We start from the raw sequence: 20521 nt of genomic DNA, 5'->3' as shown, positions 1-20521 counted from the left end.
GGAATCCCGGTCGAGCGGATAGTCTGATAGCATACGAGCTTTACCTTTTACCGGCGAGCGTTATGACTCAGGATCCTTTTGTACCCGACGCACTTATCGTGCCTGTCATTCCCCCACTGGCCAACGCCGAACTGGGCCGACAGCTGCGCCAGGTGATCGATCACAAAACCAAGCCCCTCGGCGCCCTGGGTCGGCTCGAAACCCTCGCCTTGCAGTTGGGGCTGATTCAGGGCTGCGTGCATCCGGTCATAAACCAACCGCAGATCCGCGTGTTTGCCGCCGATCATGGCCTGACCCGCCACGGCACCTCGGCCTACCCCAGTGATGTGACCGCCCAGATGGTGCACAACTTTCTGCGGGGCGGCGCCGCCATCAACGTCTTTGCCCGCCAGCACGGCCTCGGCCTGCAGGTGGTGGATGCGGGCGTGGATGCGGAGTTTGACTATCATCCGGCGCTGCTGAACTGCAAGGTGCGCCGAGGCAGCCGGGATGCCCTGACCGAGCCGGCCATGACCGAGGCCGAGTGCCGGGAGGCAATTGAGCAGGGCATGGCACTGGTCGAACAGCTGCCCGGCAACCTGCTGATCGTGGGAGAAATGGGCATCGGCAATACCTCCGCCGCCAGCCTGCTGCTGAGCCGGCTGGGTCAACTTCCGCTTGCCGACTGTGTCGGCCGGGGCACCGGACTGGACGACGAGGGCTTGCGTCACAAGCAGCGGATTCTGGCGCAGGTGTTGCAGCGTCATGATGCCGCCACCACGCCGCTGGCCGCCCTGGCGGCACTGGGCGGACTGGAAATCGCCATGATGGTCGGCGCCCTGATCAAGGCCGCCAGCCAGCGCCGCATTCTGCTGATGGACGGTTTTATCGCCGGGGTCGCCCTGCTGGTGGCCGAGCAGCTGGCGCCGGGCGTGCGCCAGTATGCGGTGTTTGCCCATCACTCCGCCGAGCCGGGTCATGATCATCTGCTGCACCTGCTGGATGCCGAGCCGCTGCTCAAGCTGCAGATGCGCCTGGGCGAAGGCAGCGGCGCCGTGCTGGCCTACCCGCTGTTGCAGTCGGCCTGCGCCTTTCTCAATGAAATGGCCAGCTTCGCCGATGCCGGTATCAGTGCCTCCAGTGGCGATACGGCACCATGACCCTGTCGCAGCATAAGGCGCATGAGCAAAGCGCTACCCCGGCGGGCCACCCTCTGAGCCGACGACTGCGCCACGAAGGACGGCTGTTGCTGGTGGCCACCCAGTTTCTTACCCGGCTGCCGGTGCCCCGGCTGGCCGACTATCAACCCGACTGGCTGCACCAGAGCAGCCGTCACTTTCCGGCGGTCGGCCTGCTGATAGGGCTGCTGTGTGCCGGGGTGTTCTGGCTGGCCAGTCTGCTGTTCGGCCCGCTGGTGGCGGCCGTGGCCAGCACCGCCTTCGGCATCAAGCTGACCGGCGCCTTTCACGAAGACGGCCTGGCCGATACCTGCGATGGTCTGGGCGGCGGCCTCACCAAAGAGCGGGCGCTGACCATCATGAAAGACTCGCGCCTGGGCACCTTTGGCACCCTGGGGCTGGTGATGGCACTGTTGTTGAAAGTCAGCCTGCTGGCGACCATGCCCCTTTCGCTGGCGCTGGCCGCCCTGGTGGTGGGTCACAGCGGATCGCGCCTGATGTGCATCAGCCTGCTCGCCCTGCTGCCCTATGGCGGTGATTTCGAACACGCCAAGGCCAAACCCATGGCCCAGCAACTCACCCCGATGCAGGGACTGATGGGCGCCGGCTGGGTATTGCTGTCGCTGCTGCTGGTGTGGCTCTGGCTGCCGATGGCCGACGTCGAACTGCCCCTGTGGCACTGGCTGCTGCCGCTGGGCATGGCCTTGGTGGCCACCGACTACATGCGCCGGCTGATGAAGCGCCGCCTCGGCGGCTACACCGGCGATGGACTGGGCGCCACCCAGCAACTAAGCGAAATCGCGATTTACGCCGGCCTGGCCGCGCTGTTGTAAGGACACTCCATGACGCTTTATATCTGGCGCCACCCCAAACCGCTGCATGCCGCCGGTCTTTGTCTGGGGCAGACCGATGTGGGGGTGGAACAACGCAAGCTGCGCCGGCTGGCCAATCAGATACAGGGTTTCGCCCGGCGTCACCGGCTGCCAAAAGAGGTCTGGGTCAGCCCGCTGCAGCGCTCGCGGGGAGTGGGCACCATTCTGGCGCAACGCGGCTTTCGCTGTAACCTGGCCCCGGCGCTGGCGGAAGTGAACTTCGGTCACTGGGACGGTCGGCCCTGGCAGCAGATTCCCAGGGCCGAGATTGATGCATGGTGTGAACGGTTTGCCGACCATGCCCCCGGCGGCGGCGAAAACCTGCACCAGCTGTTTGCCCGGGTAGAAGGGTGGCTGGCAACCCTGGAAAACCAACCCCGGCTGGCGGTGGGCCATGCAGGCTGGATCAACGCCGCCCGCCTGTTGGCCGCCGGCCGGGGCGTGCCCACGCAAGCCGGCGACTGGCCCCGTCCCGTGGCTTACCGGGCATTGAGCGTGCTGACTATTCCAGCCGCTCTACCCGCACCGGTACCACCCCCGCCCGTATCATGTTGAGCTCTCGCGCCGCCTGGGCAGACAGATCGATGATGCGCCCCTTGGCGTAGGGTCCCCGGTCGTTGATGCGCACGATCACCGATTTTTTGTTGTTGAGGTTGGTCACCCGCACCCGGGTGCCGAATGGCAGGGTACGATGGGCCGCGGTCAGCGCATGCTGGTTGAAGGGTTCGCCGCTGGCGGTTTTGCGCCCATGATGGCGGGCGCCGTAATAGGACGCCATGCCTTGTACTCCGGCAACCGATGTGGCCTGGGTTGAAGCGGGTGATGATGGCAAAAAATTGCTGCTGCAGGACTGCACCAGCAGCAGTAGCGGCAGCCACCCAAAGCAACGTAAATTAAACGTCATGGCTTATCTCTGATATAAAGCGGTCTTTAAAAACCGTGAGGGTAAATGGTACGGAGAAAAGGAGGCACTGTTTTTATCTTTAACTGACAGCTTAACGCTGACGGCTTATCGCTTTTCTATTGCTGCTCCAGCCAGGCCACCAGTGCTATGGCCTCGGCCGGGGTGCGCACCACCAGTTTGCTGGTGCAGCAGACGCCCAGACTGGCGGCATAGACTTTAAGCCCGGCATTGAGCTCAGGCAGCGATACTAACCGCAGCAGAGGCTGCCAGTACAGGGCGCCGCCGGTTTGCTGCGACAGAAGGTGCGTATAACCCTGGCTGTCGAACAGCCGATCGCCCGGGTTGGGTCGCTGCGCATCAACCTCTTCCGGGCCCGCCACCCAGACATAATCGTGCCCGTCGCCAGACTCAATAATGGCCGGCCAGTGAATCATCTTTACTCCCTTTTTCAATACAAGCGGATGCGTCGCCGCTGCGACAGTAGCGAGCCGCTCCACGAAAATGACGGCCTGAAACGGCCGTCACTGTATCATATTCCTCACTCCGGCAGCTCGGGGTGAGTCACCGGGTTCGGCTTAGCGCCCCGCGCTGAAGAACTGACTCTCGGCACTCACTGCCGTCTCGTCATGGCCGGCCACGAAGCGCAGCGGATGTAGGCTGCCGGGCAACAGGTACGGATCCATGGCCAGGCTGATGGGCAGGTTGACGATCTCTCCTGCCGGCACCCACACCTGGTCTGCTCCCCGCCAGGTGGCCCCGTCCAGCCCTTCTACCCGTACCCGATATTGCTGAGGCTGCTGGGTCCGGTTCGACAGCTTTAAGGTATAGGTGTTTTCTACCCAGCCTTCCGCGGTTTCCCGAAACAGCTGATTGCGATCCCGCTGCACATCCAGTGCCATCGGCACCCGGGTGGCGGCGGCATAGACCAGTGTCGCCAGCATCAACAACAACATGGCGCCATAGCCCACCAGCTTGGGCCGCCAGAGCCGGGTCTTGCCGCCGGCCAATTGGCTTTCGCTGGCATAGCGGATCAGGCCGGGGGCGTAGCCCATCTGGTTCATGGTCTGATCACAGGCATCGGCACAGGCGCCGCAGTTGATGCACTCGTACTGCAGACCATCGCGAATATCGATGCCGGTGGGACACACCTGCACACACAGCTTGCAGTCGATGCAATCGCCCAGTTTCAGGCTGGCCACATCGGCCTTGCGCGAGCGCGGCCCGCGACGTTCACCCCGGGTGGCGTCGTAAGCGATGCTGTAGGTGTCCCGGTCGAACATCGCCGACTGAAAACGGGAATAAGGGCACATGTGGGTACACATGATAGCCCGCATCCAGCCCGCGTTGAGGTAGGTACAAAGGGCGAAGAAGGCCACCCAAAAGGTCGGCAATGCCCCGGCAGACCACTGCAGCAGGCCGGCACCCAGCTCGGCGGCCGGTATAAAATAGGCGATAAAGGTAAAGCCGCTCAACAGGGAGGCCAGCCACCACAGCAGGTGCTTGCCGCCCTTGCGCACCAGCTTGTTCAGGCTCCAGGGCGCCTTGTTCAGCTGACGGCGCTTGTTGGCGCTGCCTTCCAGTTTTTCTTCTATCCAGATAAACCAGAAGGTCCACACCGTTTGCGGGCAGAGATAACCACACCAGACCCGCCCCAGAAAGGCGGTAATGAAGAAGAGGCCGAAGGCGGCCACCATCAGAAACAGCGCCAGCAGGGTCAGATCCTGCGGCCAGATGGTGATGCCGAACAGATGAAAACGCTGCTGCTCCAAATCCAGCAGCAGTGCCTGTTGGCCGTTCCAGCGCAGCCAGGGCCCCACCAGAAACAACAGCATCAGGCCCCAGCCAATCAGCCGGCGCAGCCGCTGCCAGCGACCCGACTGGGCCCGCACATAGACATGACCCTGATCGATGGGTCTGGGCTCGGTACACACATTAACAACGTCAATAACAACGTCAATCCGGGAAGAAGGGGTTTCCATAAGGCTCACACTGCTGGTTATGACAAAGGCAGGCGCGTACCGGCCGGTACCCCCTGCGACGACCCGCGCAGTAGAGCATGGCCGTCCAGGCGGCAACATAAACAGTTGTGATGAATTCGACTATAACAGTGTGATTTATTGCGCCAAACACTATAACAGTGCATCGGTGCCAGCCGGTCAGCGCAAGGCAACTTGCTCGGCAATCAGGGCCGCCAACTGCTTGATGGCCGCTTCGCTGCGGGCATTCCAGGGCAGCGAGGCATTGAGCCGAAAGCAGTGCCGGTACTGCTCGCCGGCGGCAAACATGCGCCCCGGTGCTATGGTGATGCCCGCCTTGAGCGCTTGCCGGTATAAACGGGTGGCACAGCAATGCGCCGGCAATTCCAGCCACAGAAAGTAGCTGCCTTCGGCGTAATACACTCGTATTGAGGCGGGAAACTCCCGCTGGATGGCCCGGTAAAAAATGTGTTTGCGCTGTTCCAGGGTGCGGCGCAGGGTATGCAGGTGCTTGTCGTAACGGTGCGAAGACAGGTAATCGGCCAGCGCCAGCTGCATGGGCGCACTGGTCGACAGCGTGCTCATCAGCTGCAGCCGCTGAATGGCCTCGGCCTGCTGCCCCGCCGCCACCCAGCCGATACGAAAGCCGGTGGCCAGCGTCTTGGAAAAGGAGCCACAATGCAGCACCCGCCCTTGCGTGTCCCAGGCCTTGGCCGGGCGCGGTGGCGTCAGCCCCGCATACAGCTCGCCGTAAACGTCGTCTTCAATCAGGCTGACCTGGTGCTCGGCCAGCAGCGCCAGCAGCCGCTGCTTGTTGGCATCCGGCATGGTACCGCCCAAGGGGTTCTGGCAATGGCTCATCAGCCAGCAGGCCTTGACCGGATACTGCTGCAACGCCTGGGCCAGCGCATCCAGATCCATGCCCTGCTGCGGATCCGTGGCCACCGCCACCGCCTTGAGATGATGCCGCTCTATCGCCTGCAGGGCACCGTAAAACGCCGGCGACTCCACCACCACCCAGTCGCCGGGTTGGGTCAGGGCCTGCAGGCTGAGGTTGAGCGCCTCCAGTGCGCCCGAGGTGATCACGATTTCGTCGGGCGAAATCTCCATGCCCCGGGCGGCATAACGCTGGGCGATGCTGCGGCGTAAATCGGCACAGCCCGGCGGCAGCGTTACGCCGGTAACGTCGGCGTGCATCTGGCGGGCCACCCGGATCAGAGCGCGGGACAACTGATGCTGGGGAAACAGCGACGGATCGGGAAAGGCAGAGCCCAGCGCCACGCAGTCGGGATTGTTACCGGCCTGCAACACGCTGAAGATAAAGGCGTTGATGTCTACCGTTTCTGCCGGCTGCAGCGGCTGTTGCGGGAAGGAATATCGGGTCGCCTCCCGGGCGGGGGCGACAAAATAGCCGGACTGGGGACGGGAACGCACCCAGCCCTGGCTTTCAAGCAGTTGATAGGCGCTGAGCACCGTCATCAGGCTCAGTCCCGACCGCCGTACCGTTTCGCGCAGCGAGGGCAACTTGTCGCCCTCTTGCCAGACCCCGGTACGGATCTGCTCACGCAGCTGTTGGGCCAGCTGCTCGTATCGGGTCATGACGGCAAACGCTTAACCCCGGGGCAGCAGGCAGTTTTCGCCTTCCAGTTCGGTCATCGCCTGGCTCAAATCCTGGTCCAGCGCCTGGCGAATATCGTTAATTTCCTTCTGGTGCGCGCGGCGCAGTTTCTTGCGCAGTTTGCCCATCACGAACCGGCGCATTTCTTCTTCGTCTTCCAGCTGCAAACCGGCCACCGGGGTGGGCTTGCGGGTTTCTTCATCCAGCGCCACCATGGTGAAGTAAGAGGTATTGGTGTGCTTGACGATGCCTTGTTTGAAGTCTTCCGACACCACCTTGATGCCCACTTCCATCGAGCTCTTACCCACGTAGTTGACCGACGCATACAGGGTAAGCAGCTCGCCCACTTCCACCGGGTTGACGAAGTCCACCGAGTCGACCGAGGCGGTGACACAATAGCCCTGAGCATGAGTGGCTGCGCAGGTATAGGCGATTTTGTCCATTAACGACAAAATGATGCCACCGTGCACCTTGCCGCCGAAATTGGCATAAGAAGGCACCATCAGTTCCTTGAGGATCACCTGCGACGACTTGACCGTTCTGAAAACCACTTCGCTCATTACTTCACCTGAAAATTAGCTTTACTGAATAGACTGTTTGTTATCTTCCCGGCAGCGGGCCGGATGACGGCGCTAAGGATGTATGAGCCGGCCCCCGTCGTAAACCGTTTGTGACCGAAAATAACGACTTTTTTGCAGACTGTGGCACAGGTCATCCCGGTGCAGGCTCGTATCGCCGGCGGGTGTAAGGTATTATTTACACCTCTATGAGGTTCAAGACATTACCATGCGCTTAAAAGTAACCTGTGAAGACCGCCTGGGGCTCACCCGGGAACTGCTGGACATACTGGTGGCACACCAGATTGATTTGCGCGGTATCGAAATCGATATCAGCGGCATCATTTATCTCAACTTCCCCACCCTCGACTTTGCCGCTCTGCAGCACCTGATGCCGGCCATTCGTCGCATTCCCGGGGTGTTTGATGTTAAAACCATCGCCTGCATGCCCTCGGAGCAAGAGCATAACGCCATTATGGCGCTGCTCAAGGCGCTGCCCGATGCGGTGGTGGCACTCGACACCCAGGGCCAGATCACCCTGGCCAACGATGCCGCCTGCGCCCTGCTGAACCAAAGCCCGCAGCAGCTGGTGCAGCAACCCATGGGCCCGTTACTGAAAGGCGTGCATGTGGCGCGCTGGCTGGAGCAACCCTCGCCCCAGCCGCTGAGCGAAAAAGTCACCCTCGACGGCGAACCCTATCTGGCCGACTTTTTGCCCATCTGGGTGACCGAAGAATCCGGCGAACAAAGCCTGGCCGGCGCCGTGGTGGTGTTTAAATCCGCCTATCGCATCGGCCAGCATTTCAAGGTGATGCGCAGCCGCGACAGCGGCCACTTCGACGGCTTTATCGCCCAGAGCCCGGCGATGGACAAGCTGCTGCGCGAAGCGCGCCGGCTCGCTACCCTGGACGCCCCGCTGTTGATACAGGGCGAAACCGGCACCGGCAAGGAGCTGCTGGCCCGCGCCTGTCATCAGGCCAGCCTGCGCGGTGAAGGCCCCTTTATTCTGCTCAACTGCGCCGCCATCCCCGACGACGCCGCCGAAAACGAGCTGTTCGGCTACGCTCCCGGCGCCTTTGGCAACAACACTCAGGGCAAGCGCGGCGTGCTGGATCAGGCCAACGGCGGCACCCTGGCGCTGGATGAAATCGGCGAGATGTCGGCACTGATGCAGATGAAGCTGCTGCGGGTGCTGCAGGACGGCGTCTTCCGTCGCCTCGGCGACGAGCAGGAGGTCAAGGTGGATATTCGGGTGATTTGCACCACCCAGCAGGATCTGGCCACCCTGGTGCAGGGCGGCCAGTTTCGGCAGGATCTGTTCTATCGGCTCAACGTGCTCAACCTGCGCATTCCGCCGCTGCGCGAACGGCAGAAAGACATATTGCCGCTGGCCCAGCACTTCTGCATTCGCTTCGCCGCCGAGCTGGAACGCCCCCGCCCCCGGCTGGCTGCCAGTTTGAGCGAGTACCTGCAGCATTACCCCTGGCCGGGCAACGTGCGCCAGCTGCGCCACAGCCTGTATCGGGCCATCAGCCTGCTGGAAGGGGACGAACTGAGCCTGACCGAGCTGGCCCTGCCGGAACAAAACAGCCTGCAGGGACTGGACACCCTGTGCGAAGGCTCGCTGGACGACGCAGTCAAAGGGTTCGAACGCATGCTGCTGGAGCGGCTTTATCCGGAGTATCCTTCTACCCGTCAGCTGGCCAAGCGGCTCAACATCTCCCACACCGCCATCGCCAACAAGCTCAAGGATTACGGCATCGGCAAGCACAAGAAGTAACAGCACCCGTTCAACTCCGGCCGCCGTTAAGCAGCCAGCGCGACAACCCCAGGGCGCCATTTTCCATCATGGCGTTATGGCTCCACACAAACAGCGGCCGAGCCACCAGCGCGGCCACAACAGTGATCAGGTCATAGTGTGTCATGGCGCCACTCCCACTCAGGGCGTGAAGAAGTTGTCGGTAAAGACGGGATCGAGCTCAATCTGTTCCAGCCAGACGGTTTCCAGCCGGTTCCCCCTGTCATCGCTGCCGATCACCTTAAGCGGAAACAGCGACGACTGATCGAGCCACAGCTCGTAACGTGCCACTCCATTCGGCCCTGCCGGCCCCGTTATCACCAGATGCCACACCGCCCGGCCGCGAAAGGTGGCCGACTGCTGCACCACCAACTCTCCCGCCTGCTGCAGCTGTAACACCCGGCGCAGCAGCACCCCCACATCGGACTTGTCGACCCGGTGGCCCCGCGAGCTGGTCACCAGCGGGTGCTCGGGGCTGAGCGCCACCGACGGCCAGCTCAGGCCAAAGGGCCAGAGCCGCACCTGCCGGCTGACGGGGCGATAAATCAGCACCGCCCCCGCATAAGGGGACTGCACATCCATTCGCACCAGGCCGGGCTTGCGGTAGGCGTAGCGCAGTTGCTGATTACCGCCCGGCCCTTCGCTGCGCAGCGCCAGCCGGTAGCCCTCGAGCCGTTCAAATCTTGCCAGCGCCTCTTGCAGCGGCCCCGAATCCGGCAGAGGCGTACTCGTCAGCATTAACGCCATCAGCAATAACAATCCGCTCATTCTTTCCCCCGGCTCCGCTAACTGTTTTCAGCATAGCAAGGGCAGCCGGGCAGAAATCCCCTACCCTCATTCACCACAATAACGAGCAGAAAATCAAAACGCACAGAGGATAAACCGGGTCTCGTTTCCACATACTCCGCGATCTTGTGTAGGGTCGCTGTTTAGTGCTGAGAGTAATCGACCGAGAACATTGCACGATAGCTGAGATACCCGTCGGACAAAGGGCCCGCTCCGCCGACTCGCCGTAAATCCCTCCCTGGAGGCTCAGCCGTGCCATCCGTGGCGCGGATGGTCGGCCGAGCAGATCCCTTTGCCCTCCCGTCAATTCCGGCGCCGCCTGTAGAAGCAACCCTCAATATTCGAGTCTCCCGGTAGCCGCCGCTTCAGCTGGCGGAACAGTGCACTCCGAAGATAAACCGAACCTCAATCTGTTGATTACTTAAAGATGAACGGCATGGTCAGCCGATGTCATTTACTCCACCACTTCCAACACACCTGCCATGCCACGCTCCTGATGGCTGCGAAAGAACATGAGCTTTTCCTCGCAGTAGAAGGAAATCTGACCCGTAGCCCGGGGAGTAAAGCGGATAATGCTGCAGGCCATTGTCGTCAAGCCGGGCCCGAACCGTCGCCGCCAGCCCTGCTCCCGGTGCCAGAATCATCAACAGAGACAGTATTTTTATCCATCGGCGATTCATGCATCCTCCTGCCGGGTCCATACCGCAGCTTTCAGCATAGTTCGCTCAAATACCGAGTTTCAATGGATCCGTCCAGACTGGTTGCTGCACCAACGGTCGAATAAATTCGACCTACAATCGGTGCCTGTGATGCCCGGCTCAGTCTCGTAGACGCCCATTTATGTGGCGCAAACCGTCAGACAAACGAACATGGTCAAGCTCGGCGCCGTGGCTACTTGCCCAGCTTCGCCGGGCCTGCCAACTAAAGTGGCAGCTACCGGACAGCGCTAACAGGCGATGCCGGTGTAAAGAAGAGGTAACAGGGATTGCCTCTCGCGACCGTGAAATGCCATGGACGGCATTTCCGAGCCCCCATGGATGGGTTTATGGCGTGTCGAGGGAGGCAACCCTGTTACCTCTGATCCACGACTCCCAACCTCATGCCGTTCGCATAAACAAAATCGGCCTGCGCAGTGCGCAGGCCGATAGTCACTTCTCGGATCAGGCTGTCATTGCAGCCTTCACCTCAGACAAATACCCGGTTTAGGCAAACACGAAGTACTTGCGAACGGTTTCCACTACTTCCCAGGTGCCCTGGAAGCCGGGCTCGACCACGAAGATGTCGCCGGCTTTCAGGTGAATGGGCTCACCGCCTTCGGGGGTGAGAATGCAGTAGCCTTCACGGAAGTCGCAATATTCCCACTTGGTGTAGTTCACCGCCCACTTGCCGGGAGTACAGATCCAGGTGCCCATCAGCTTGCTGCCGTCTTCCGACTGGTAAGCGTTCAGGTTAACGGTGTGCGGGTCACCCGACAGCTTTTCCCACTGGGTGGCATCCAGCAATACGTCGGGCTGGGTATCGCGCAGAACCGTGATCTTGTTAGACATGATATCTCCTTGTCATGACTTTTTTACTTTAACAGACTTGTCGAACAGGCCTGTTTGCTATGCAGGGGGCGCACCGCGGCTGCGGCACGCCCCCTGCCGGGAATACATCGAACGAGGGTTCAGCTGCCCAGTACCACCGTCTTGCCCTGGTACATGAACACCCGTTTTTCGATGTGATACTGAATGGCTTTGGCCAGGGTGATGCATTCCACATCGCGCCCCTTGGCGACCAGGTCTTCCGGGTAATGACTGTGATCCACCGTCTGAATGCCCTGGGTAATGATGGGGCCTTCATCCAGTTCGTTATTGATGTAATGAGCCGTGGCCCCCACCAGCTTTACCCCCTTGGCATAGGCCTGGTGGTAAGGCTGGGCGCCCTTGAAACCGGGCAGCAAGGAATGGTGAATGTTGATGGCCCACCCCGCCAGCTGATTACACAACTGCGGGCTCAGCACCTGCATGTAACGCGCCAGCACCACCAGATCCGCCTGTGATTCCTGCACGATTTGCCAGATCTTGGCCTCTTGTTCGGCCTTGGTATCGGCAGTCACCGGCAGGTGGTAATAGGGAATATGGTGCCAGTCGGCCAGCCGCTGCAGATCCGGATGATTGGAAATAATCGCCGGGATCTCGATGGCCAGCTGACCGGTGCGATAGCGGTACAAAAGATCGTTCAAGCAGTGATCGAACTTGGACACCATGATCACCACGTTGGGCTTGCGGCTGCGCTCGGTCAGCTCCCACTGCATGCCGAACTCGTCGGCCCGGGGTGCAAAACCGTCACGAAACGCCGCTTCATCGAACTCCCCGCTATCGGGCTTGCGAAACTCGGCACGAATAAAAAAGTGGCCGGCACGGGCGTCATCAAAGGTCTGCATGTCCGCTACGTAGCAGCGCTGCTCGCGCAGATAGCCGGTTACCGCGTCCACGGTGCCCAGGCGGCTGTTACAGCTGGCGGTTAAAATCAAAGTATCCTGTTGTGTCATGCGACAGCCTCCTTGTTGGGCCCGATGGTCAACACTTGGCGGCCTCTGCATTGAGGGCGGTCGAATAAATTCGACCCTACACACTCTACGGAGACCGCTTTCTATTATGTTACTTCTCGATGACCAGGCCGTATTCGCGGCTGGCGTCCTGCAGCCACATCCACAGATAGTCGGCGAAGCTGCGACGAATCACCAGCTCGAAGCTGTCGGCGCCGGTGCGGCGCAGCAGTACCGCGCTCTTGGCAAAGGTGGTGCCCACGCACTTGCCGGTGGGCAGGTTGGACATGTGCACGTCGTAATGACAGGACTTGCGAATCACCAGCTCGGCCTTGGGGCCGGACAACGCCAGTACCGTCTGGCCGCCGCTCACGTCCACCAGCGAATAGTGGCCGGAAAGGTGCTCGCGCAGCTGGGCTTCCAACGGCCCTTCCCGACCGCCTTCGGTGATGATCAGCCACTCGTCCGGCGCCAGCCATTGCACCAGTACCTGCTCGTTTTCTACCGAGCTGCAAGCGGTGGTGGGCAGTGCCACCCCCAGTACCTTCTCTACGGTTTTGGCGAACAAATCGTTGCCGACGTTGCCGCGCAACACCAGGTGGCCCAGATGTGCCTTCTCGCGCAACACCACTTCGCCCTGCTGGTCTTTTTTGGCCAGCGCGTCCAGGTTGGCGTGATACAGCGGGGATTCCACCCGCACGTCAGTTTGAGTTTCGGCCAGTTTCGCGGTGTTGTTAGACATGCTGACGCTCTCCTTTGGGATCATAGAAAATCGGGCTGGTAATTTCGGCTTCCAGCACCCGGCCATCGGCCAGCGGGCAATACACGGTTTCGCCCATGCGATTCAGACCGTCCTTGACCACGCCCATGGCGATGTTGTGGCCCAGATTGGCACTGTAGTAGCTGCTCGACACATGGCCGACCATGGGTACCGGCACCGGATGGTTCGGGTCCAGCACGATTTGCGCGCCTTCCGGAATCACGGTTTTCGCTTCCTTGCACTTCAGGCCCACCAGTTGCTTGCGGTCGGTGCGCGCGGTGTCGGAGCGACTCCAGGAACGCTGGCCAACAAACGGGAACGGCTTGGTCTTGCCCACACACCAGCCCATGTTCAGGTCGAAGGGGGTAACGGAGCCATCGGTGTCCTGGCCGACGATGATGAAGCCCTTCTCTGCCCGCAGCACGTGCATGGTTTCGGTGCCATACGGCGTAATGTTGAACTCGGCACCCGCTTCCATCACCGCTTCCCAGGTATGCAGGCCGTAGTTCGCCTGTACGTTGATCTCGAAGCTCAACTCACCGGTAAAGGAGATGCGGAAGATCCGCGCCTTGACGCCGGCGACGGTCGCATCGCGCCAGCCCATGAAGGGGAAGGCATCGGCAGACAGGTCCACATCTGCACAGATCTTTTCCAGCACCTTGCGGCTGTTGGGACCGGTTACCGTCATGGTGGACCAGTGATCGGTAACCGAGGAGAAATACACCTCCAGCTCCGGCCATTCGGTCTGGTGCCACAACTCCAGCCACTGCAGTACGCCCGCGGCGCCGCCGGTGGTGGTGGTCATCACAAAGTGCTGGTCGTTGATGCAGGCGGTCACACCATCGTCAAACACCATGCCGTCTTCTTTACACATCAGGCCGTAGCGGCAGTTGCCGGGGCTCAGCTTGGCCCAGGCGTTGGTGTAGATGCGCGCCAGAAACTCGCGGGCATCGGCGCCCTGAATGTCGATTTTGCCCAGGGTAGAGGCATCCAGAATGCCCACGCTGTTGCGTACCGCCAGACATTCGCGGTTCACCGCCTGGTGCATGTCTTCACCCGATTTGGGGAAAAACCAGGGACGCTTCCACTGACCCACGTCTTCAAACTCGGCACCCTGCTGCACATGCCAGGCATGCATGGCGGTAAAGCGCGCCGGGTCGAACAGGTGGTGTGCGTCGCGACCGGCCAGGGCACCCATGGTGACCGGGGTGTAGTTGGGACGAAACACGGTGGTGCCGGTTTCGGGAATGCTCTTGTTCATGGCGCGGGCGGCAATGGCCATGCCGTTGATGTTACCCAGCTTGCCCTGATCGGTACCAAAGCCCATGGCGGTGTAACGCTTGATGTGCTCGATGGACTCGAAGCCCTCGCGCACGGCCAGCTCGATACCGGCGGCGGTTACATCGTTCTGATAATCCACAAACTGCTTGGGCGCACGGCTCACCGGCTTGTTGTGCGGCACCAAAAACAGGGCCTGGGCCGCGTCTTCACGGGGATCGTCGGTCTTGATCTCGGCATCCTGAACCTGGGCGGAAATGTCACCGTACCCGGTGGCATCGGCGGCATCACGACCGGCGCTCAGGCCTTCGGCCAATACCGCAGACAGGGCATAGGTGCCGTGCATACCGCCGGCCAGCAGCTGCTTCTGTACCGACTCACCGGGCACAAAACCGATGATGTCGTCGTTCCATACCGGGCGAGAGCCGGTATGGGCGGTCAGGTGCACCACCGGGCTCCAGCCACCGGAGCTGGCAATGATGTCGCAGGCAAGCGTCTCGGCCGCCCCGGTCACCTGGCTGCCATCGCTGGACAGGGCCGCCACCTTGGCGCCGGTTACCCGCTTCTTGCCAAGGGCTTCAATCAGTCCGTGGCCGGTATAAATCTTGACGCCGCGCGCCTTCAGCGCCTTGTAACGGGCGCCGTCGGGACGATGACGACTGTCGACTACCGCCGCCAGCTTGCGGCCGGCATCCAGCCAGTCCAGTGCGGCCTGATAGCCATAATCGTTACAGGTCATCAGCACCAGGTTGTTGCCCGGGGCCACGCCATAACGGTTGACGTAGGTAGAAAGTGCACTGGCCACGAAGTTGCCGGGCAGATCGTTGTTGCCATATACCAGCGGGCGTTCGTGAGCACCGGTGGCCAGCACCACGCGCTTGGCACGAATGCGGTGCAGACGCTGACGGGTCTTGCCGGAGATGCGCTCGCCCAGATGATCGGTGCGGCGCTCCAGCACGGTCACGAAGTTGTGATCGTAATAACCGGCGGCGGTGCTGCGCGGCAGCAGGGTGACGTCGGGCAGGCCCTGCAACTCCTTGACCGCGTTGGCCACCCACTGGGTCGGCGCCTGGCCGTTGATGGGCTGGGTGCTGTGCAGCAAATGGCCGCCAAATTCGTTTTGTTCGTCCACCAGAATCACCCGGGCGCCACGGCGACCCGCCGCCAGTGCCGCCGCCAGACCGGCCGCGCCACCGCCCACTACCAGCACGTCACAGTGATGGTTGAGCTTGTCGTAGGTGTCCGGATCCTTGTCTTTCGGCACCCGGCCCAGACCGGCAGCCTTGCGGATCAGGTGTTCGTACTTGGGCCACATGGACTGGGGATACATGAAGGTCTTGTAGTAGAAGCCGGGGGGCATCATGCTGCCGCCGAGCTTGCCCATCACACCCATGATGTCTTTGTCTACATTCGGCCAGCCGTTGGTGCTGGCGGCGGTGAGGCCGTCGTACAGCTCGGCCTGGGTGCCGCGAATGTTCGGGATCATGGTGGCTTCGCTGCTGCCTACCTGCAGGATGCAGTTCGGCTCTTCGGCACCGGCGGCCATGATGCCGCGCGGACGGGAATACTTGAACGAACGGCCGACCACGTCGACCCCGTTGGCCAGCAGTGCCGAGGCAATGGTGTCGCCAGACAAACCCTGATAGGTCTTGCCGTTAAAGATAAAGCTGAGCGGCTTGCTGTGGTCTACCCGACCCTTGCCCTGAAGACGATGTTGCTGGCTCATGACTGGCCTCCTTGCTGGGGCTGTTCGCCCACCTTATAGGTTTCCTGAATTTCATAGGTCACGGTGTGCCGGGACGCATTGAAGAACTTGCGGCAACCCGCGGCGTGATACCACATCTCGTGGTGCAGACCACGCGGGTTCTTGCGCATAAACAGGTACTGGGCCCATTCTTCGTCGCTGAGCGCATTGGGGTCTGCCGGGCGGGCAATGTGTGCCTCGCCGCCGTAGTGAAACTCGTCTTCTTCCCGGTGTTCGCCGCAATGCGGACAATAAATACTGAACATCTCTATCTCCTCAGTGGGCTACGCCGGCTGCGCCGTGCTCGTCAATCAGATGGCCGCTGGTGAAACGGTCGACATTAAATGCCTTGGCCAGGGGATGCGGCTCATCCTTGGCAATGGTGTGGGCAAATACGTTACCCGAGCCCGGGGTGGCCTTGAAGCCGCCGGTACCCCAGCCACAGTTGAAATACAGGCCCTTGATGTGGGTCTTGGAAATAATCGGACAGGCATCGGGACAGGTGTCGACAACGCCGCCCCAGGTACGGTTGAGGCGCACCCGGCTGAAGATGGGAAACATTTCCACAATGGCCGCCATGGTTTCTTCCACCACCGGGAAGGAGCCGCGCTGACCGTAACCCAGGTAGCTGTCGATACCCGCGCCGATGACCAGATCGCCCTTGTCGGACTGGGACACATAGCCGTGCACGTGGTTGGACATCACCACGGTGTCGAGAATCGGCTTGACCGGCTCGGATACCATGGCCTGCAGCGGATGCGACTCCAGCGGCAGCTTCATGCCGACCATGTTGGCCATCACACCCGAGTTACCGGCGGTCACGCAGGCCACCTTGGGCGCAGAGATAAAGCCGCGAGTGGTTTCCACCCCGGTGACGGCGCCGTTTTCACGGCGAATGCCGGTCACTTCGGTCTGCTGGATCAGGTGTACACCCATGGCGTCGGCGGCGCGGGCAAAGCCCCAGGCCACGGCGTCGTGACGGGCGGTGCCGCCGCGCGGCTGCCAGGAGGCCCCCAACACCGGATAACGGGCATTGGTGGAGCAGTCGAGAATCGGCACCAGATCCTGCACCTGCTTGGCATTGAGCACTTCGCCATCGATGCCGTTCAGGCGGTTGGCGTTGACCCGGCGCTCGATGTCGCGCATGTCCTGCAGGGTGTGGCCCAGGTTAAGCACGCCACGCTGGCTGAACATCAGGTTGTAGTTCAAGTCCTGCGCCAGCCCTTCCCACAGTTTCATGGAATGCTCATACAGGTGAGCGGCTTCATCCCACAGGTAGTTGGAACGTACGATAGTGGTGTTACGGGCGGTGTTGCCGCCACCCAGGTAACCCTTTTCGATCACCGCCACGTTGGTGATGCCGTGCTCTTTGGCCAGGTAGTAGGCCGTGGCCAGACCATGGCCGCCGCCGCCGACGATGATGACGTCGTATCCTTCGGCCTTGGGCGTGGGGTTGTGCCACACGCGCTGCCAGTTTTCGTGGTGGGTCAGGGCATGTTTGAGGAGCCCGAATCCTGAATATTTTTTCATAGTCTCACCTGTTCTTTAAAAGGGTTCTGGCTGGCTCAACGGAAGCGGAATGGACAAACCGTTACACCTACCCTCTGCGCCAGGGATGGCGCAGTGGAGCCCCCATGGATGGGTTTACGGCGTGTCGGTGTTCGGTTGTTCATTTCGCTTACTGCTCCAACCCTCAGACCACTGTGGATTAGCGATATACCGGGAAGTAGCTGCACAGGCTGGCGACCTGGTCCTTCACCGACACAATCACTTCCGGGTCGTCCATATGCTCCAGAATGTCGCAGATCCAGCCGGCCAGCTGACGGCAATGCTCAACCTTGAAGCCGCGGGTGGTCACCGCCGGGGTACCGATGCGCAGGCCCGAGGTCACAAAGGGTGACTGGGGGTCGTTGGGCACGGCGTTCTTGTTCACGGTGATGCAGGCATCACCCAGTACCCGGTCTGCATCCTTGCCGGTAATGCCCTTGGCGGACAGATCGAGCAGGAACAGGTGGTTGTCGGTGCCGTTGGATACCACATCGAAACCGCGGCTCTGAAACACCTCCACCATGGCGCGGGCGTTTTCCACCACGGCTTTCTGATATTCGGTAAATTCGGGCTTCAGCGCCTCGGCAAAGGCCACGGCCTTGCCGGCGATGGCGTGCATCTGCGGGCCACCCTGACCACCGGGGAACACGGCGGCGTTGAGCTTCTTCTCCAGGTCCGGATTACCCTTGGCCAGGATCAGGCCGCCACGGGGGCCGCGCAGTGTCTTGTGGGTAGTAGTGGTGACCACATGGGCATGAGGTACCGGGTTGGGGTACTGGCCCGCGGCAACCAGACCGGCCACGTGAGCCATGTCCACGAACAGATAAGCCCCTACCTTGTCGGCAATGGCGCGGAAGCGGGCCCAGTCCATGACCTTGGAATAGGCGGAGAAACCGGCGACGATCATCTTCGGCTTGTGCTCCAGCGCAAGCGCTTCTACCTGGTCGTAGTCCACCTCACCGGTAGCCTCGTTCAGGCCGTACTGCACCGCGTTGTAGATTTTGCCGGAAAAGCTGACCTTGGCACCGTGAGTGAGGTGACCACCGTGGGCCAGACTCATGCCCAGCACGGTGTCGCCGGGGGCGCACAGCGCCATGTACACGGCGGCATTGGCCTGAGAGCCGGAATGGGGCTGCACGTTGGCATAGTCGGCGCCAAACAGTTCCTTGGCGCGCTCGATGGCCAGCACTTCAACCTTGTCTACCGCTTCGCAACCGCCGTAATAGCGCTTGCCCGGGTAGCCTTCCGCATATTTGTTGGTCAGTACCGACCCCTGGGCTTCCATCACCGCCGGGCTGGTGTAGTTTTCCGAGGCAATCAGCTCGATATGCTGTTCCTGACGGGCGGCTTCTTCTTCCATGGCGGCCCACAGTGCCGGGTCCATATCCTGAATGCGGGTGTCTTTGCTGAACATCTTGTGACCTCCTTGCGCGGCCCGGGCTGCTCCCGGTGCCTGATGTATCCCTGTTGGCATGGCCGTCGGTGTAACCACGGCGGCCTTGCGTTAAGGCGATAATACGGGGGGTCAATATGGCAGGGGTGACTGGCTGCGGCCTAAAGCTGCGTATTTGCGACAACATTTCACATAAGCACAACATTGTGATCAATGCCCGTCACAAAATGGAGCCAGACCGAGCCTGATCCGGCGCTGATACGGTACTGCAGGTGCAAAGCCCACCCCGGCGGGGTACTATGCACCTCCAAGCGGTAACATTCCGGACACGCTTCCATTACCCCGAAGCCAGCATAAAAACACCATGTCGCAAATCAGTGAAAAACGTCATTTCAGCCATCGCCTGCGCGATACCAACAGCGCCTTTCTGCCGGCGCGTCCGGCGGGCACGGCGCCGATAAGAGTCGGCTTTATACTGCAGCCCCATTTTTCGATGATGGCCTTTACCGCTGCGGTAGACGCCGTGGTCACCGCCAATCTGGTGCAGGCCACGCCGCTGTTTACCTTTACCACCTTCGGCCTGAATGCCACTACGGTGCGCAGCGATCTGGCCATCGACATTTCGGCCAATGCCACCCTGGACCAGCTGGTACTGGAAGGCGACAACGCCCTGGATGTGCTGATTGTGTGCGGCGGCTTTCGCTGCAACCTGAGCGAGCATGGGCCACTGAGCCAGGTACTGAAGGCGGCGGCCAAACGGCAAAAGGTGCTGGGCGGCCTGTGGAACGGCGCCGTGGCCCTGGCCCACGCCGGCGTGCTTGATCGGCTCAGCTGCGCCCTGCACCCGGACAATCATGCCTTTGCCCGGGAACGCTTTCCCTCGGTAGAGGTGTCAACCCACACCATGATGGTGGAAGCGCGCATACTGACCAGCGCCGGCCCCAACAGCGCGCTGGAAATGATGCTGGCGTTAATCGAGCGGCTGCACGGCACCGATACGGTGCGCGCCATTCGCGAAATTCTGAGCAGCGATCGGGTGGCCAACGACGGCGAAAACCGGCTGGCCACGGCGGAAGACGACCCCACCATGCCCGACGCCCTGCGCTCCCTGCTGCGGCTGATGAGCAGCAACATCGAAGAGCCGCTCGGCATCGAAGAGCTGGCCGACTACGTGGGCCTGTCGCGCCGGCGCATCGAACGGCTGTTTCAGAATCACCTCGAAACCACGCCGTCCCGTTATTATCTGGAACTGCGCATCACCCATGCCCGCCGCCTGCTGTTGCAGAGCAGCGACAGCATCTCCAGCATCGCCGTGGCCTGCGGCTTTGTCAGCTCCACTCACTTCAGCCACTGCTTCAAGGACTTCTTCGGCGTTTCGCCCAGCCAGGCGCGTCAGAAACGCGGTTAACCGACACCCTTGCCCCCTCCCCCGACAAAACGGCACCCGAGGGTGCCGTTTTGTTATATTGCGCCGCCCCCCTTCATCTTTTCAACAGGTCGCTTTAAGACAAGCCCCTGCCGCCCTTAGAGATCCCCTCATTTTAATTACTTAAATAATCCCGAAGATCCGCTTGTATAAACGATGTTGTGACAGGTAGTA

At 61.2% G+C, this 20521-nt stretch carries 19 protein-coding genes; 5 read left to right on the top strand and 14 right to left on the bottom strand.

All coding sequences use genetic code 11. From position 1 onward, the window contains the following. The first annotated feature begins 62 nt into the window (after positions 1–62). From cobT to Q0753_RS10630, 3 genes are read left to right on the top strand one after another with little or no spacing between them, the layout of a single operon-like run. Positions 63–1139, top strand: a complete 1077-nt coding sequence (cobT, locus tag Q0753_RS10640) for a nicotinate-nucleotide--dimethylbenzimidazole phosphoribosyltransferase (RefSeq protein ID WP_298720388.1) — start codon at positions 63–65, stop codon at positions 1137–1139. Then, positions 1136–1990 (top strand): adenosylcobinamide-GDP ribazoletransferase, encoded by an 855-nt coding sequence (gene cobS / locus Q0753_RS10635; protein ID WP_298720384.1) that lies wholly within the window; start codon positions 1136–1138, stop codon positions 1988–1990. Before cobT ends, cobS begins: the two co-directional genes overlap by 4 nt. A gap of 9 nt (positions 1991–1999) precedes the next feature. Next, positions 2000–2584, top strand: coding sequence for a histidine phosphatase family protein (locus tag Q0753_RS10630; RefSeq protein WP_298720381.1), 585 nt, complete (start codon positions 2000–2002; stop codon positions 2582–2584). Here Q0753_RS10630 and Q0753_RS10625 read toward each other — a convergent pair. The 5 genes from Q0753_RS10625 to Q0753_RS10605 all read right to left on the bottom strand — a co-directional run bounded on the left by Q0753_RS10625 (position 2532) and on the right by Q0753_RS10605 (position 7087). Next, complete coding sequence (locus tag Q0753_RS10625; RefSeq protein WP_298720378.1) at positions 2532–2933, bottom strand: septal ring lytic transglycosylase RlpA family protein; 402 nt, start codon at positions 2931–2933, stop codon at positions 2532–2534. The genes Q0753_RS10630 and Q0753_RS10625 overlap by 53 nt on opposite strands. A gap of 116 nt (positions 2934–3049) precedes the next feature. Then, entirely contained in the window at positions 3050–3367 is a 318-nt protein-coding gene (locus Q0753_RS10620; RefSeq protein WP_298720376.1) for a DUF4144 family protein, read from the bottom strand. Positions 3368–3508: 141 nt separating this feature from the next. Further along, positions 3509–4912, bottom strand: a complete 1404-nt coding sequence (gene ccoG, locus Q0753_RS10615; protein ID WP_298720373.1) for a cytochrome c oxidase accessory protein CcoG — start codon at positions 4910–4912, stop codon at positions 3509–3511. A 177-nt stretch (positions 4913–5089) separates the two neighbouring features. Next, positions 5090–6508 carry a PLP-dependent aminotransferase family protein gene (locus Q0753_RS10610; RefSeq protein ID WP_298720370.1) on the bottom strand — a complete coding sequence of 473 codons (1419 nt, stop codon included), beginning with the start codon at positions 6506–6508 and terminating at the stop codon, positions 5090–5092. Between the two features lie 12 nt (positions 6509–6520). Then, on the bottom strand, positions 6521–7087 hold the full coding sequence (locus Q0753_RS10605; RefSeq protein ID WP_298720368.1) for an acyl-CoA thioesterase: 567 nt from the start codon (positions 7085–7087) through the stop codon (positions 6521–6523). Positions 7088–7313: 226 nt separating this feature from the next. On the opposite strand from Q0753_RS10605, the gene tyrR reads away from it, so the two are divergent. Next, positions 7314–8864, top strand: a complete 1551-nt coding sequence (tyrR, locus tag Q0753_RS10600; RefSeq protein WP_298720366.1) for a transcriptional regulator TyrR — start codon at positions 7314–7316, stop codon at positions 8862–8864. A gap of 10 nt (positions 8865–8874) precedes the next feature. Here the strand turns inward: tyrR and Q0753_RS10595 are convergent, their stop codons facing one another. From Q0753_RS10595 to glyA, 9 genes are all read right to left on the bottom strand, one after another. Then, the gene (locus tag Q0753_RS10595; RefSeq protein ID WP_298720363.1) at positions 8875–9009 is read right to left on the bottom strand and encodes a hypothetical protein; all 135 of its coding nucleotides are present in this window, start codon (positions 9007–9009) and stop codon (positions 8875–8877) included. Positions 9010–9023: 14 nt separating this feature from the next. Then, a complete protein-coding gene (locus tag Q0753_RS10590) occupies positions 9024–9650 on the bottom strand; it encodes a hypothetical protein (RefSeq protein WP_298720361.1) in 627 nt (208 codons plus the stop codon). Positions 9651–10870: 1220 nt separating this feature from the next. Beyond that, positions 10871–11215 (bottom strand): cupin domain-containing protein, encoded by a 345-nt coding sequence (locus tag Q0753_RS10585; protein ID WP_298720359.1) that lies wholly within the window; start codon positions 11213–11215, stop codon positions 10871–10873. Positions 11216–11334: 119 nt separating this feature from the next. Continuing rightward, entirely contained in the window at positions 11335–12201 is an 867-nt protein-coding gene (purU, locus tag Q0753_RS10580) for a formyltetrahydrofolate deformylase (RefSeq protein WP_298720357.1), read from the bottom strand. A gap of 109 nt (positions 12202–12310) precedes the next feature. Then, on the bottom strand, positions 12311–12940 hold the full coding sequence (locus Q0753_RS10575; RefSeq protein ID WP_298720355.1) for a sarcosine oxidase subunit gamma family protein: 630 nt from the start codon (positions 12938–12940) through the stop codon (positions 12311–12313). Beyond that, positions 12933–15962, bottom strand: a complete 3030-nt coding sequence (locus tag Q0753_RS10570) for a sarcosine oxidase subunit alpha family protein (protein WP_298720352.1) — start codon at positions 15960–15962, stop codon at positions 12933–12935. Before Q0753_RS10570 ends, Q0753_RS10575 begins: the two co-directional genes overlap by 8 nt. Further along, positions 15959–16246, bottom strand: coding sequence for a sarcosine oxidase subunit delta (locus tag Q0753_RS10565; protein ID WP_298720349.1), 288 nt, complete (start codon positions 16244–16246; stop codon positions 15959–15961). The genes Q0753_RS10570 and Q0753_RS10565 overlap by 4 nt, the downstream gene beginning before the upstream one ends. Positions 16247–16256: 10 nt before the next feature. Beyond that, a complete protein-coding gene (locus Q0753_RS10560) occupies positions 16257–17510 on the bottom strand; it encodes a sarcosine oxidase subunit beta family protein (RefSeq protein WP_298720346.1) in 1254 nt (417 codons plus the stop codon). 178 nt (positions 17511–17688) lie between these two features. Beyond that, on the bottom strand, positions 17689–18942 hold the full coding sequence (glyA, locus tag Q0753_RS10555) for a serine hydroxymethyltransferase (protein ID WP_298720343.1): 1254 nt from the start codon (positions 18940–18942) through the stop codon (positions 17689–17691). A 343-nt stretch (positions 18943–19285) separates the two neighbouring features. On the opposite strand from glyA, the gene Q0753_RS10550 reads away from it, so the two are divergent. Then, positions 19286–20329: a GlxA family transcriptional regulator gene (locus Q0753_RS10550; protein WP_298720340.1), complete on the top strand. Its 1044-nt coding sequence runs from the start codon at positions 19286–19288 to the stop codon at positions 20327–20329. Positions 20330–20521 lie beyond the last annotated feature (192 nt).

Origin of the sequence: uncultured Oceanisphaera sp. (assembly GCF_947495715.1) — a bacterium.
In the GTDB taxonomy this organism is placed as follows: Bacteria; Pseudomonadota; Gammaproteobacteria; order Enterobacterales; family Aeromonadaceae; genus Oceanimonas; species Oceanimonas sediminis.
The sequence above is the reverse complement of the archived record's forward strand: the minus strand, read 5'-3'. Positions and strand labels throughout refer to the sequence as shown.